Source organism: Pseudomonas sp. 58 R 12 (assembly GCF_900005865.1).
Taxonomy (GTDB): domain Bacteria; phylum Pseudomonadota; class Gammaproteobacteria; order Pseudomonadales; family Pseudomonadaceae; genus Aquipseudomonas; species Aquipseudomonas tritici.
In genome coordinates this window covers 111733-127687 of sequence record NZ_CVTP01000013.1, presented here as the reverse complement: position 1 = coordinate 127687, position 15955 = coordinate 111733, and the positions used below count along the sequence as shown (strand labels likewise).

The following is a 15955-nucleotide window of genomic DNA, read 5'->3' as shown; positions in this document are numbered from 1 at the left end:
CCCCCGCCGATGTCGACGATCAGTACCAGCTCTTCCTTTTCGATGGTGGACTCGTAGTCGAAGGCGGCCGCAATCGGTTCGTACTGGAACGAGATGTCCTTGAAGCCGATCTTGCGCGCAACGTCGACCAGGGTGTTTTCCGCTTCCTGGTCGGCCATCGGGTCGTCATCGACGAAAAACACCGGGCGGCCCAGCACCACTTCTTCGAACTCACGGCCGGCGTTGGCCTCGGCGCGGCTCTTGAGTTGGCCGATAAACAGCGCCAGCAGGTCTGTGAACGGCATCGCCGTGCCGAGCACGCTGGTGTCGTGCTTGATCAGCTTGGAACCCAGCAGGCTCTTGAGCGAGCGCATCAGCCGGCCTTCGTAGTTTTCCAGGTACTCATGCAGGGCCAGGCGGCCGTACACCGGGCGACGCTCCTCGAAGTTGAAGAACACCACCGACGGCAACGTGATCTTGTCGTCCTCCAGCGCGATAAGCGTTTCCATGCCGGGGCGGATCCAGCCGACGGTGGAGTTGGACGTGCCAAAGTCGATGCCGCAGGCACGGGCTGGGGATGGGTTTTTCATGTCTATCGGGTTCCGGTTGAAAAACGGCCGCGCAGTGTATGCCAGTCGAAGGCGGATGCGTAGGCCGACCATCCGTTAAATCGTGCTTGAATCCTGAGGATTTGCCCCCACATCTGCTGCATACGGCAAGTGCCGATAACACTTTGACGCACCCCCAGGCCACAAGACTCAACAAGTGCAAACCAGCGCACGTTGTGCCCCGGGCTGTGCGATCTCGATTGAAGGATGGTGAACCGCCGATGGATTTCAAAGACTATTACAAGATTTTGGGTGTCGAGCCGAGTGCTGATGACAAGGAAATCAAGGCCGCCTATCGCAAGCTTGCACGCAAATATCACCCGGATGTGAGCAAGGAAAAAGACGCTGAAGCCAAGTTCAAGGACGCGTCCGAAGCCTATGAAGCGCTTAAAAGCGCCGACAAGCGCGCGGAATACGACGAGCTGCGCAAATACGGCCAACATGGCCAGCCATTCCAGGGGCCGCCGGGCTGGCAGAGCCGTGGTGGCTATGGCGGTGGCGGCGGCGGTGAGGATTTTTCGGACTTCTTCAGCTCCATCTTCGGCTCGCGCGGCGATGCCTTTGGTGGCGGCCAGCGTCGTCCTGCCGGGCGCAAGGGCCAGGATGTGGAGATGCACCTCACGGTGTCGCTTGAAGAGACGCTGTCGACCGAATCCAAGCCGATCAGCTTCCAGGTGCCGCACTACGACGCCTCGGGCCGGCATGTGAGCAATACCACCAAGAGCCTGAACGTGAAGATCCCCGCCGGCGTGGCCGACGGTGAGCGCATCCGCCTCAAGGCGCAGGGCGCACCGGGGATCGGCGGCGGGGCCAATGGCGACCTGTACCTGATCATCAAGTTCGCGCCGCACCCCAAATTCGAGGTGGACGGTGAAAACCTGATCATCAACCTGCCGCTGGCACCGTGGGAACTGGCCCTGGGCGCGGAAGTCGCCGTGCCGACACTGACCGGCAAGATCAACCTCAAGGTGCCCGCCGGCAGCCAGAACGGCCAGCGCATGCGCGCCAAGGGCCATGGCCTGTTGAACAAGGCGGGGCAGCGCGGGTACCTGTTCGTGCAGCTCAAGGCGGTAATGCCCAAGAGCAGCGACGATGAGGTGAAGGCGCTGTGGCAGGAACTGGCGCAGAAAGCCGCGTTCAACCCACGCGAGCACTTCTGACACCTGTAGGCGCGAACGTGCTCTGCATCGCAGGCTCGCGCCTACATAGTTAGCCCTCGTCCCCAGGCACCGATCATTAGGCTGATGGCTTTCCCATCAGTCACGGATGATCCGCCATGCCCAACCCGCAACCCCCCGCGTCCGCCAGTATCCACGGCCCCTTTCTCGAACAAAGCATTCCCGACTGGCTGATCAACGCCACCCCCGAACGCCGCGCCACCCTCAAGGAGGCCCGCACCACCGCGCCGGATTGGTACACCCGCGCCACCCCCGTCCAGCGCCTGGCCCTGAACAACCGCGTGCTTGCCAGCTTCAATGCGCAAACCGCGCTGGACAAGGCCGTGGCCTCGCTGCAAAGCGTCGACCAGTTCGCTGAACCCCTATTGCGCAAGGCGTTGCAGGATCAGTTCAACCTGCAGTTGGACGTCAACACCACCTACCTGCACCTGCAAAAGCCGGTGGAGCTGGGCGTGTTCGCCGTCGAGGTCGACCGCTTCGATGTGCTGAAACTGCCGCTGCTGCAGGCTGCGCTGCACAACTTCGAAGAAGCGGAAGCCAAGCCCGGCGCTTTTCATCGGCAATCCGGTTTCCTGCGCGAAACCCAGACCCCAGGCACTTTCGACCCCATCACGACAGCGTTGACCGTGCCCCAATTCATTCACCTGTGCCGCACCCTGGATATCGGCGCGCTCTACCAGGCCTACCTTGAGCGCTTCCTCAAGCCGCAGGACGACCAGGCCCTGCGCCAGGCTTTCATTGCTGCGCAGAAAGCCGCCCTCTCCGTGGCGGCGGACCAGGCGTTGTTGCAGCAGGATATCCGGCCCGCTGACTACCGGATGATCCAGGACGTGATCAACGGTGAACGCCACCCGCGCCTGGGCGGCAAACCGGTGTGGTTCCGCGATCTGGGCATGATGAAAAAACGCCTGACCGGCTGCGTGGTATTTGTGATGAGTGAGCAGTATCGCTACTCGGACGAGCTGATTCTCTATATCCCCAACGACCCCCTTCACCCCCTCAAGCGCTACACCTTCGAAGGCATGCGCGCTGCGTTCAAACAGCATTTCACCGCCCGTGACAACGCTGCCGAAGCCAACGGCAACCCCACTGGCTATCAGCGATTTTTCAGCCAGTTCGTCGACTATGCCGATCGCCCGTACTTTTTCAGCCAGTTCACTGAAAACGCGCCTGCCGCCTCCCTGGGCGAGGCGCTGCAACCCTATGCGCCGCTGGCCAATCAGGGGCTCAAGGGCATCAATCCCTTTATCCTGCTCGTCGCCCCGCGTGAATTGCCGCCAGCGCCACCCAGGCCCAAGGTCGCCAACCTGGATCCTTACATTGACGCCACGGCGCTGTCGCGCAAGGGCCATGGCATCTGGGCAGAGAACATCGACCTGTGGACTTACCTGTTCGAACAGTACCGCGACAAACTGATCAATGACGCACGCAGCCACGCCGTGCCCACTGCCGATGTGGATGCGCGGGTGCGCTCGGAAAAATTCAGTGCGTTGCTCAACATCGGCCTGCTGGTGCTCAACGCCGTGTCGATGTTCGTCCCGGTGCTGGGGGAGGTGATGATGGTCGTGATGGCCGGCCAACTGTTGCACGAGACCTTCACCGGTGTGATCGAATGGAGTGAAGGCGACCGCCGGGCGGCTAAGGCCCATTTGATCGATGTGGCGGAAAACCTCGCGGTGCTGGCATTGATGGTCGCCGGCGGCAAGGCCCTGGCCAAATTGACGGCGGCCAAGGCCGAGCCGGTGATAGAAAACCTGCACCCGGTCAGCCTGCCTGACGGCCAGGTCCGCCTGGGCAAAGCCGACCTACGTGGCTACGAAAGCCCGGTGCTGCTTGAAGGCTCACCGAATGCCCAGGGCCAGTATTTCAAGGGCGGCAAGACCTACATTCGCCAGGGAGACAAGGCCTATGAGCAGCGCTACGACGCCACTGTGCAACGCTGGCGCATCGCGCACCCCAGCGATGCCAGTGCCTATCAACCGCTGCTCAGCCACAACGGCCAGGGCGCATGGCGCCATAGCCTGGAGCGGCCACTGGCCTGGGACCGCCTGACCCTGCTGCGCCGCATGGGCCACAGCACCCAAGGGTTTACCGATGCGCAATTGCTCAAGGCCGCCGACATCAGCGGCGTCACCGATAACCAACTGCGCCGCATGCACATGGACAACCGGTCACCTGCGCCTGAGTTGACCGACGCAATGCGCCTGATCGAGGCTGACCAAGGCGTGGACCAGGTCATCGAGCAGATCCGGACCGGGCAATCGACCAACGGACGCTACCTGTTCACCTTGCCTCTTATCACCGAACTGCCGCGCTGGCCGCTGGGACGCGTGCTCGAAGTGTTCGACAGCCGTGCATTGACCGGGCGCTCGATCAAGTACGGCTCCGAGCGGTGGTTTGCCGGGATCGAGGCCAAGGCACCGATCCGCATCAGCCGCGCCGACGTGCTCAGCGGCGAGCTGCCGACGCGGATTCTCGCCGCCCTGAATGAAACGGAAATTACCGCGCTGTTGGGCGGTGAACCGGCGCGCGTGGTGGCCGAGCGACCCACGGAGTTTCGCAAGCAGATCGCCGACTTCGCACGCACCCGCCAGGCGGCAATCTTTGAAAGCCTGTACAACGGCCACGCCGCATCGCACCCGGATATCGCCAAGCTGCAACGGCTCTGCCCAGGCCTCAGCGAGCCGGCTGCGCGTAACGTGATCGAACTCGCCGACGCTGAGCAACTGGCACGCCTGCACAGCACCGGGCGCATGCCCTTGCCGCTGCTGGAACAAGGCCGTTGGTACGCCCGCCAAGGCCGCCTGGGCCACGCCTACGCCGGATTGCACCTGGAAAACATGGCCGCCGGCGACAGCACGCGCCTGGCCCTGCACGCTCTGCAACGCCTGCCGGGCTGGTCCGATCAACTGCGCCTGGAAGTGCGCGAAGGCAGCATCAGCGGGGCCCTGCTCGATGGCATCGGGAGCGAGACCGCGCCTCAGCGCAAATACCTGGTCAAGCACGGCCCGGTCTACCAGGCCTTCAACGCGCGTGGTGAAAGCCTCAACAGCCTGCCGCGCCATGGCGACAACTTCTATGCCTCGATCATGCACGCCTTGCCCGACGAGGCGCGCCAGGCTCTGGGCATGCCCCAGGTCAGCCAGAGCGCCGACCTGCGCCGCGCGATCATCGACTATGCCTTGGGCCATCGTGGCGAGATGGCCGCACGTCTCGACCGCCACGCCGCCACCCGTCAACGCATCAAGGCGCCGACACGTATCAGCGCCAGCCAGGTGGGCTACCTCGCCAGCGGCCGCGGCAGCGGCGTCGACCCGTCACTGGTCTCGCGGGTGCAGGACCTTTACCCCCAACTCACCGAGCAACAGGCCAACGGGTTCATCCTCGAGCAGCGCCTGGCCGGGCAGAGCGATGCGCAGATCTACGGCCTGCTGCAAGCGCGCACGCGTGAATGGCAAAGCTTGGAGGCCAGCCTCGACCAGTGGGTCGGTCCCCAGCCCCAAGGGCTGCAGTCGTCGTCCTTCGGGTCTAGGGCAGTGGCCGACAGCATCAAAGACTCCTGGCGCAATGCCCCATTGGCCGGCGAAGACCCACGCTACGCGCAGTTGCGCATCATCCATTTCTCCTCGCTGCCGCCGCTGCCTCGGTTGAGCGCCGACTTTTCCCATGTGCGCGACCTGCAACTGGTTACCTCCAGCGCCGATGACTTGCTGGCCCTGTTCCCCAACCTGGAAAAACTGCACATGGCCGGCAGCTCTGACCAGCTAGACAGTGTTTTCGAGCGCGTGCGCAACCTGCGCCAACTGCGCAGCCTGAGCATTTCGGTGCCGCTGACACCGCCCATCCTGTCCAGGCTCGGCACCCTGACCCACATCGAGGAGCTGAGCCTGGTGTCGGCGCGCTTCGACGGACCGGCGCTGCCCAGCCCGCCGCTGGATGTGAGCGCATTCAATCACCTGCGTCGCCTGGAAATCATCGACCCCTGGATGAAGCAGTGGCCGACCGGCGTGCTCGACCTGCCGGCCTTGGAACGCCTGAACCTGCGCCAAACCGCCATCGACGCTTTGCCCGGCGGAATCTACGACGGTCATGAACGGCTGTTTGCCGGGTTGTCCCTGGACTGGTCGCGGTTCCCGCGTGAGGTGTTCAAGCCGGCGTATGAGTTTGTCAGTAGCCGCGCTGAACATTTGATGGACCTGGAGGAAATGGTCAGTGACTACTGCCGTGGCGAACTCAAGCGCCTGACCGAGATGGGCCCCCAGTCCCCCGACATCCTGTTCACGCGATTTGCCGAACAATGGCCGGGCGCCGAAACGCGGTTTGCGGCGATCGAGGCGCTGAGTGCGCAATGCCGTGAAATCAATGGCCTGCTGGAGGCCTGGGTGGGCGATTCGATGACGCTGGAGGGTGGCGGCTATGCACGCTCCACCCTGGCCTCCACGCTGAGAACCTGTTGGCGTAATGGCGTCTACCGCCAGTACGGTTCATCCACCGGCGAGCCGAGCCTGGACCGGTTGTACGGGCACATGAGCGACTCCTCGGTGCTGGACCTGCCTTACATGCAATTGGATACGCTGCCGCATCTGCCTGCGGCGGGCTTTAGCCATGTGCGCACCTTGCGCATGCGCAACCTGCGGGTGCCGGCGGATCAGGTCCAGGTGTTTATCCGGGCGTTTCCATCGGTGCAGATGCTCGACCTCAGCGGCAGCGCCCTGACGCAACTGCCGTTTGAAACCCGCGATTTACCAGCCCTTGAACACCTCAACTTGCGTAACAACCCACTGCACAGCTTGGATGTGCGCGGCCTGGAGCGTTTGCAATCACTGAGTCTGCGGGGAACCACACTGACAGCCTGGCCGACCGGCGTCGAACACCTGTCGCAGCTCACCTGGCTGGATTTGCGCAGCAGCCAGCTCACCCGCGTACCAGCCTCGGCCCTGGCCCAGGACCGCGTGCTGCTCAACGCCAACCTTACCGATACGCCGCTGACACCCGAGGCGCACACCGCGCTGAAGACGGCCATGCACCGGGTAGAGCAAGCGCGTGGCTTGCCCGAAGGTACCTTGCAACGGTTTGCCGAGAATCAGGTGCCCGATCATTTCCCTCCTGCGGAGAGCGGGGGAGCCATTGCCCGACACTTGTTGCCGTTGCTGCCTGCCGAAATCCAAGGCGCATCCCTGGAGCAGCGGCTGCATCGTCTGTGCCCGGCGCTCGACGAGGATGGCGCCGCGCAGTGGCTGGCCAAGTTGCGCGAGGATGGGGTTGGCGATGCCCAACTGCATCAGCGTGTCGATGCCTGGAACCGTGACTTCGAAGACCTGACGCGGCGCTTGAATGGCTGGATGTACCTGCGCGAAACCCGGGGCATCGATTGGACTCGCGGGGGCAACTGGATCCTGTCGGCACAAAGTCGTGGCATGGCGGCGCGGCGCATCATGGCCTGCTGGCGCGACGGCATCCTGGCCTGGAGTCGCGAGGCCGATAGCGTGTTGACCCTCAACGGGTTGCAACTCGGCGACTTGCCACCACTGCCGGTATCACTTGCCCACGTTGGCACCCTGGACCTCAGCGGTGTGCGCGTCACCGAGCTGGGTTCCAACGGCTTCTTGAGCGCGTTCCCCCAACTGCACGTGTTGGAACTCAGCGGCAACGGCTTGCAACTGCTGCCCGAGCCGGTGGGTGCGATGAGCCAGTTGGAACGCCTGGAACTGGGTAGCAACAGCCTCGCCGACCCCGAGCCTTTGTATCGCACATTGGCAAACCTGACCCAGTTGCAATGGCTGGACCTGAGCTACAACAACTTGGAAACCTTCAGTGTCGACAACCTGCACACGCTGCACACCCTGGACCTGCGCAACAACCGCCTGGTGCAGTGGCCAGACGGCGTGTTGACCGCCCCGAACCTGCGCAGCCTGAACCTCAGTGACAATGAAATCTCGTTGATCCCCGATCATGCGCTCAATGGTCAGCACGATACGTTGCTCGATGGGGTCGACCTGTCCGACAACGTGAGTTTGTCCCTCGACAGCCTTGAGCGCCTGCGCGACTACTTGGTGGCTGGCCGGCGCGATCGCGCGCTGGGGCTTACGCGTAGCGATATCGAGCAACTGCTGCACGATCTGGACAGCGATACCGAAGACGCCAATGGCAACAGTGGCGTAGAGGAAGACGAAGATATCGTCGAGGCCCAGGGTGAGTCGCCACAACGCGCCGCATGGCTGGAAAATATCGACCCCGACGCCGTACAGGGCCACATCGAGCTGTGGGAGCAGTTGCACGCCGAGCCAGATAACCAGGCCTTCTTCCACCTGCTTGCGCGGTTGCAGGACACCCTGGAGTTTCGCGTGGCCCGCGCCGACCTGACGCGACGGGTGTGGGACGTGGTAAGCGCCGCCGCCGGCAACAGCCAGTTGCGGGAGATCCTGTTCGCCATGGCCAACACCCACGGCACCTGTATCGACGGGCGCATCCTCACGTTCAGCGGCATTGAGGTCAAGGTGTATGAATACAATGCGTTGCTCGGCCTGGACCCCGAACGTCTGGACTTGAAGGGCCAGGCGCTGTTGAACCTGTCGCGCCAGCTGTTTCGCCTGGGCAAGGTCGAGGCGTTGGCGACTACCGAGGGCTCTGTGGATATGGCAGAGAGGCGCCTGGAGTACCGCATAGGCCTGACTGACGGCTGGCCGGATGGCCTGGTGTTGCCCGCTCAACCCCGCCACATGTCGTATGGGCGGCCAATTGCTGGCGAGCTGCTCAATGAAGCCCGGGCCGAAATACTGCGCCTGGAGGGCACCGATGCGTTCTACGAGGACCTGATCAGCCGCGACTACTGGGTGCAGTACCTGACGGAGCGATACCCCGATGAGTTCAACACCCTGAGCCAGATCACCACGCGCCGGCGCAGCAGCCTTGAGGCCGCTCACGAGCAGATCGACGAAGCCTACGGCGAGGCTGCCAACGCGCTTGAAATCGAGCTGTCCACCCAGCGCAATCAGAAACTGATCGAGCTGTCCCGCCGCGAGACCGGCGCCTGATAGCTATCTACCGCTGAACCTGCCTGCGGGCGTGGTGTGCTGTGACTCTTACATTAACTGGAGAGACACCATGCCCGCAGGCACCCCCCCGGCCGCCCAGACCGAGCCGCTCACGGCTGAATATGCGCTGATTAAACAGAACACGCCGCAGTGGTTGATCAAGGCCGCCGCACCCACTCGCGAGGCGTTCAAGAGCGCCTCCACCCAGCCCCTGGAGTGGCTCGTAAGCCTTCCGGACTACCAGCGCCAGCAGCTCAAGCGCTACAACGAGGCCAGCGCCGAATCGCAAAATGCCTTGGACCAGGCCATGGCGCCGTTGCAGACGGTCGAGGCGTTCGCCAAACCCATACTGGCCGAACGGCTCAAGAAAACGTTCAACATCGAACTGGATCTGGACACCACCTGGCTGCACCTGCGCAAAACGATTGTCCTGGGCGCGCTGGAAATCAAGATCGGTGAATATTCCGTGCTCAAGCTCACCCTGCTGCAGGCCGCCTTGCACAACTTTGAAGAGCGCGAGTGCGTGGAGGGTGCCTTTGACAGCTCATCGGGCTTACGCGTCGGCGATGCGGACAACAGCGCAGCAGTCACCTCCTCGATGTCTGTAGAACGCTTGCTGCGGTTCTGTCGCGCCGTCGACATTGGCGACCTGTACCAGCGCCATCTCAAGGCATTCTTCGACAGCAACGAAGCGACGCTGCGGCCATTGGTGATCCGCGCCGAAAAAGATGCGCTGCAGGCGGCGGCCTACCTGGCCCTGCTGCAGCAGGACATTGGCCCTGGCGATTATGCTGTGATCGAAGCAGTGCTCGCCGGCCACCGCGATGTGCAGCAAGGCGGTAAGCCGGTGTGGTTCAGCGACCTGAGCATCATGGGCCTGCGCCTGAGCGGATGCACCGTGTTCGTGCCGGTGGACAAGTACCAGTATTCCTCTGAAGTACTGGTCTACCTGCCCCATGATCCCGTGCACCCGCTGAAAAAATACCCCAACTCCCATGCCCTGGAAGGCGAGTTGACGCGCCAGTTGATGGCCGCCGACAGCAAGGGGCCTGGCCGCTACCCGCGCTATTTCGCGCAGTTCCTGGCCTATGCCGACCAGCCGGTATTTTACAGTCGCTTGACCCAGGAGGGCAGCACCACCAAGGCTCAAATCCTGTCGACTGTCGGTTCGGCCATCAACCAATACGTGCTGCCCTTTGTGTCGGCCACCGTGTCGATCCTGCTCGCGCCCAAAGCGCTGCCGCCCAAGTCGCCGGCACCCCGGGAGCCGATCAAGGACCCGAATTTCTACATCCGGGTGATTTCAAAGCGCGGCCTGTGGGAAGAAAACGTCGCACTGTGGGAGCACAACGCCGACCGGCTGCGTGACAAGCTGATCGCCGATGCCCGCCAGCACGCGGTACCCACCGCCGATGTGGATGCGCGTGCGCGGGCCCGCAAGATCGCCGCGCTTGAGCAGGCGGGTCTGTTCGGGCTGAACCTAGTGTCGATGTTCGTGCCGGTGTTGGGCGAGGTGATGCTAGGGGTGATGGCCGGGCAACTGCTATATGAGACCTTTGACGGCGCAATCGAATGGAGCGAAGGCGATCGCGAAGCCGCGGTCGGGCATATCACTGACGTCGCGGAAAATCTTGCGCAGATGGCGCTGATGGCCGGCGGTGGCGCAGTGCTCGGGCGTGTACTGCGCCCGCCGCCGGTGATCGAAAACCTCAAGCCGGTGACCTTGCCGTCCGGTGAGCAGAAACTGTGGAAAAACGACCTGACACCCTACAAGGCCAACGTCGAGCTGCCCCCCGACGCGCGACCCGATGAACTGGGCCTGTATCACCATGAAGGCCAGGCGCTGCTGCCGCTGGAAGGCGAGCATTATGCGGTGCAGCACGACCCGCATAATGGCGAGTACCGTATCCAGCACCCCACGCGGCCGGACGCCTATGCGCCGGGGCTTGAGCACAACCAAGAGGGCGCCTGGCACCACGAAGGTGAAGCACCGTTGACCTGGGATGACGCGACCGTACGGCGTCGCCTTGGCTATTCGAGCGATGCCGTGCAGTTGGCGCAAGTCAGCAGCGGGATTGATACCGACGTGTTGCGCGCCGCCCACGTGGACCATGAGTCCGTCCCGTTATTGCTTGCCGATAGCCTGCAGCGTATTGCCATCCACCGCGAAATGACGGGCTTTATCGAGCAACTCGCCAGTGCCGAGCCTGCGGTGTACGCCAAGGCCGATGTGGCTTTGCAGATGCACCTGATGCAGCGCCGTGGCCTGCTTTTCGGTGCGCCGAAGCTGCGCGTGATGGACCGCGCCGGCAAGGTGCTATGGGACGACCCGACGGCCAGCACCCTCAAACGCCATGTGGTGGTGCTCAGCCCGACGCATCTGGCGCGTGGCGAGGCCCTCGATCAGTTGCTATTCAGCCTGGAAGGTTACCCTGACGTCTTAAAGGAAATGCCCGGTTCGTCCGCCGACGCCCTGGCATCCCGCGCCGGCAAACTACGCAGCTATCTCGCGCAAAGCGCCGAAACTATCAAGGCCGCGCTGGTCGAGGAACGCTATACGGCTCGCACCCGTAGCGCCGACCCCGATGTGCAGCGCCTGCTTGCCGAGCATCGCAGCCTGCCGTCGGCCATCGCCTCGCGGGTACTGGAGCGCTTGAGCCCTGAAGAACGCCAGTTGTTTCGCGACAGCGAACGCTTGCCCGAGCCATTGGCCGAACAGGTACGCTGGTACGAACAAGAAACCCGCGCCGCGCGCGCCTATGAGGGGGTGCTGCTGGGTACCCCCAGCGATCTTGACAGCCAGCGCCTGGCCCTGCGCACCCTTGAAACCCTGCCCGGCTGGCGCCGGGGTACGCGCGTGGAACTGCGCTACCACTCGGCCCAAGGCAAGGTGCTGGATGCCATCGGCTCCCCGGACCATGGCGCAGCGCGCAGCCTGGTGCTTGATGAACACGGGGATTTCTACACGGCGGCCTGGCAATTGTTGTCGGCCAGCGAACGGCAAAACCTGGGAATCGCCGACAGCGCCCAGCTCAAGGCTGCGATCCAGCGAAAGCCATTGCCACGGGCGGCATTACGCACGGTGCTGCTGGATAATCCGATCCGCAAACCGGCCTATGATCCGTCGTTGCGCCTGTTGGGTGGCGGGCGCGGTCTGCAGCAACTGGTGACCTCGACCACCAACGTGTTTCGCACCCCCGAGGCGCGGGTACGGCGCCTGTATCCGACCTTCGGCGACGCCGATGTAGGGGCCTTCATCCAGAACCTGGGGCCTGATGTACGTGGCAGCCTGTCGCGCCTGGAAAGCGAATATGCCAGCCTTGAGCACGACCTCAAAAGCTGGGTGCGTACCCACGCCCCGCAAATGACGGCCACGGCCTTTGATCGACGGGGAGGGTATGTGGGCAACCTGGCGAACCAGATCAAGCGCTGCTGGCGCCGGGAAACCGGACGCAGCCTGCACATCAGCGGCAGTGAAGGCCTGCCGCTGCCGGCCTTGAGCGCCGATTTCAGCCATGTCGACGAACTCGAACTGACCCGTATCGCCTGGGCACCCTCAGGGCAGCGGTTCCTGGCCAATTTCCCCCGGCTCAAGCATCTGCGTATGGCCGAGGCCAGCCTCAACGAACTGCCTGAGTCGATCACGGCCATGGGTGACCTGACCCACTTATGGTTGCGATCCAATAACGTGTGCCTGACCGTTGAAAGTGCGCAGAGACTGGCTGGCATGCGTGCGTTGGAAACCCTCGACCTATCCGGCAACCCGCTGGGCATCACGCCGGATGTCAGCGGCATGCCGCATTTGAAAAACCTCGACCTGAGCCATACCAGCATCACCCAGTGGCCCCGGGGCCTGCGCGATCAGGCGGCCTTGCAACGCCTGGACCTGAGCCACAATTGGTTGAGGAACATACCACCCGAGCACTTGAACCCGCCCGCTGAGGACCTCGAGCGCATTGCCCGCATCAACGGCGTGACCGTGATGCTCGGCAATCCGTTTTCCCTCGAGACGGCTGCCGAACTCGACCAGTATTGGCGCCGCCTCAAGCGACGTGAACCGGCACTGCCTGACAGCGGCATCGACGATGCATTTGCCATCGAGACGCCGCAGATCGCCCAGGTGCGGCGCATGTACCCCCACTACAGCATTGCCCAGGCCCGGGACTATATCTGGGCCTTGGGGGAAGACGCCGCGCAGCAGTTGCAACAACGCGAAGTCGAGTTCATCGGCTTGAACCAGCAACTCAACGGTTGGGCGTTTTCCGGCACCAATGAAAATGCCCGCGCGCCCAATACCTATGTGCGGGCCTATCAACGCCGGCTCAACGCCGATGTACAGATCGATCGTTTCGAAGCCAAGAGTCGTATCCTCAACTGCTGGCGGCGGGCAACCGCGCAGAAACTGGCGAGTGACGGCACCCCCATCGGCCTGGAGCTCGACCTCAGCGGCTTGAACCTGCCGGCCCTGCCGGAGCTGGAAGCCGATTTCGGTCATGTGGGGTCGCTGAAGCTGAACAACATGAACCTGACCGTTTCTCCTGAGCAGTTCCTGTCGCGCTTTCGCGGCGTGCGCTGGTTGGACCTGTCCAACAACCGCCTTCGCGAACTGCCGCCGGCCTTGGGCGAGATGCATGGGTTGACGCGGTTGTTCCTGCAGAAAAACCTGATCCGCCTGACCCCTGAGAGCGCGCAGATCCTGGCGCAGCGCACCACGCTGCGTGCGTTATGGATGGACAACAATCCACTGGGCCTGACCCCGGATTTCAGCTTGATAACCGATATGCGCTCCCTGAGTCTGGACGCTACCGGCATTGACACCTGGCCCACCGGCCTGGGGGCGCAACCGGCGCTGGATAAGATCAACCTGCGCAGTAATAGGCTCACCAACATTCCCGACTCGGTGATCGCGCCACCGGACGATCAGTTGGCGCAATCGGCACGCCTCAACAACATCACCAATGTCACCGATAACGCCTTCACTGCCGAGACGTTGGCGCGCGTGAACACCTATAGCGAGCGCCTGCGCGAGGCTGGGATCACGCAAGGTAGTGACATCAACTTATTGGTGATGACCGCCAGGACCTCGGGCGCAAGTTTCCGTATGGCGCCGACCGTGGATGCACGGATCCAGCGTTGGACCCGTGGGCTGTCCGCCGAGCAAATCGCGGCGCGCCAGCAGCAGTGGCTGGCGTTGCGCGAGCAAGAAGGTTCGGATGGATTTTTCCAGATGCTCGACGACCTGATCAGGCCCGAGGGTGACGGCGATGAGCTGCAACAGCGGGTGTGGGAGGTGATCGATACCATCACCGAGAACACGGCTGAATCCCATGCACTGCGCCAGGAGATGTTCGACTGGGCCGGGCGCGCTGCGTGTTGTGATCGTGCGGCCTTGTCGTTCAGCAACCTGGAAATCAGGGCCATGGTGTATCGGGCACGCGCCTTGGCGACCGATGAAACCCAGGGGGCGGCGCTGATCAAGTTGTCCAGGGGCCTGTTGCGCCTGGACGAAGTGGAAAAAACCGCCCTGGCCGATATCGAGGCACGCAAGGCGCGCATCAACAACGCAAAGGGCTTGTCCGCCAGCCAGAAGCAACGCCAGATCGACCTGCTCGAAGAGGTGGAAATTCGACTGGCCTATCGCATGGGGCTCAAGGGGCCGGAGGCGCCCGGCGCCAAGCAACTGGACCTGCCTGGCCAGCCGCACATCGCACGGTTTACCAACATGGTCGGGGTCAGCCAGGCGACGCTAGATGCCACCTACGACCGGATCATCCAGCTCAACGAGTCGCCGCAGGAATTCCAGGCCTTGATGTCGCGGGAGTTCTGGCAGGACTACGTGACCCACAAATACCGTACGCAATTCGGTGCCCAGAGCCTGCCATACCAGGAACGTTTAGCGCAGCTGCGTGACAGGGTCGATGCGGGCACGCTGTCCGAGGGCAACTACGAGGCCCGGGCCAAGGACATGCAGGCGCAACTGGCGATCGAGGAAGCGAGCTTGATGGAGCGCCTGAGTCGCCAGGAAATCGCCGAATACCTGATGCCCCATGGCGAGATTCAAACCTTGGCCGAACCCTCGCTGGTGTTGCGGCTTTCCGAGGCCGAGAAGATCGAGTACGAGGGCAAGCCTTACTTCATCGCCAGTCTGCCTGATGCCGGTGATGGGCTGCACTATGTGTTGCGCGTCCAGGACCCGAAGAATCCGTTTGTATTGGTCAGCGCCGGTATCGTCGCCAAGCCGGACATAGCCGGTGCCTGGAAGCGCAGGGGCTTGTCGGGGGGAATGAAAGCGGACGTTCCCGACGACGAGTTCGAATTGGCTTCGGAATCAATGCAGGTCAAACCCTACACCCGTGCCGAGTTGGATTTCATGCGGCATGAAACCCACTTCATCAACCTGGACAACCGCCTGGGCACGTATAACCGTGCCAATAACGGCAAGTACCCTTTAAGGGATTACCAGGGCCGGCCGATTCGCATTCGAGGCTTGGAGAGTCGGGTTACAACCGCTGAGGGCCATCGCTATAGCTCGGCGCAAATCAAACCCTACATCCAATTCGAAGGCTATGAGCGCGTCGCGGCGCTGTATGACGAAAAGCTGCAATTGCGCACCTTTACCGCCGAGGATGTGAAGGTGCCCGGTGAACGGGGGTTGATCGGCCAGTCCATGGTGGTGGCGAATCGGCGAATTGCAAAAGGTGAAATCCTCGGGGTTTACGGGGGGACGATGCTCCCTCGTGGGCTCGTTGCGGACGCAAGCAGCACCTTTGGCATGGTCGTTGGCCACACCAAGGCACCGGAAGTCGAGCCGATCACGCTGGTGGGTGACAACATTATTTCCAGGATGAACACCCACTTTGAATACGACGCCGACGGCAAACCCATACGCCAGGCAGAAGGGGGATATAACGTCGAAGTGGTGCCTTTCCGGGCCGAAGCGGTGTATGCAACCAGCCGCTCCGGTGCCCGCGAGGCGTTTTCGTTGAATGCCGCGTTTGCGACCGAAGACATTCCGGCGGGCGTCGAACTGCGCTGGGATTATCAGTACACCGACGGCATGATAAAAAACCAATTCTCCTGAGCAGATGATGGGCAACGGTGAGTGTCACTCGCACATGTACGCCCTCGGCGAGGGGCGCATCAACACCCTGTGCTC

Annotated in this window: 4 protein-coding genes; 3 read left to right on the top strand and 1 reads right to left on the bottom strand. The window is 62.7% G+C overall.

What is annotated here, in order from left to right; all coding sequences use genetic code 11:
• Window positions 1–569 (bottom strand): Hsp70 family protein (locus tag BFP95_RS29975; protein ID WP_256530435.1); only part of this gene is annotated, 569 nt, incomplete at its 3' end.
• Between the two features lie 239 nt (window positions 570–808).
• On the opposite strand from BFP95_RS29975, the gene BFP95_RS06900 reads away from it, so the two are divergent.
• The 3 genes from BFP95_RS06900 (at window position 809) to BFP95_RS06890 (ending at window position 15880) form a co-directional block, all read left to right on the top strand.
• Window positions 809–1747, top strand: coding sequence for a DnaJ C-terminal domain-containing protein (locus tag BFP95_RS06900; RefSeq protein WP_065874317.1), 939 nt, complete (start codon window positions 809–811; stop codon window positions 1745–1747).
• Window positions 1748–1863: 116 nt separating this feature from the next.
• Window positions 1864–8799: a dermonecrotic toxin domain-containing protein gene (locus tag BFP95_RS06895; RefSeq protein WP_065909666.1), complete on the top strand. Its 6936-nt coding sequence runs from the start codon at window positions 1864–1866 to the stop codon at window positions 8797–8799.
• Window positions 8800–8869: 70 nt separating this feature from the next.
• Window positions 8870–15880, top strand: a complete 7011-nt coding sequence (locus BFP95_RS06890; RefSeq protein WP_065909665.1) for an NEL-type E3 ubiquitin ligase domain-containing protein — start codon at window positions 8870–8872, stop codon at window positions 15878–15880.
• The last annotated feature ends 75 nt before the right edge of the window (window positions 15881–15955 follow it).

What these genes read in the sequence shown, in the direction of transcription:
- BFP95_RS06895 (WP_065909666.1), top strand. Translation starts at nt 1,864, where the DNA reads ATGCCCAACCCGCAACCCCCCGCGTCCGCCAGTATCCACGGCCCCTTT.
- BFP95_RS06900 (WP_065874317.1), top strand. Translation starts at nt 809, where the DNA reads ATGGATTTCAAAGACTATTACAAGATTTTGGGTGTCGAGCCGAGTGCT.
- BFP95_RS06890 (WP_065909665.1), top strand. Translation starts at nt 8,870, where the DNA reads ATGCCCGCAGGCACCCCCCCGGCCGCCCAGACCGAGCCGCTCACGGCT.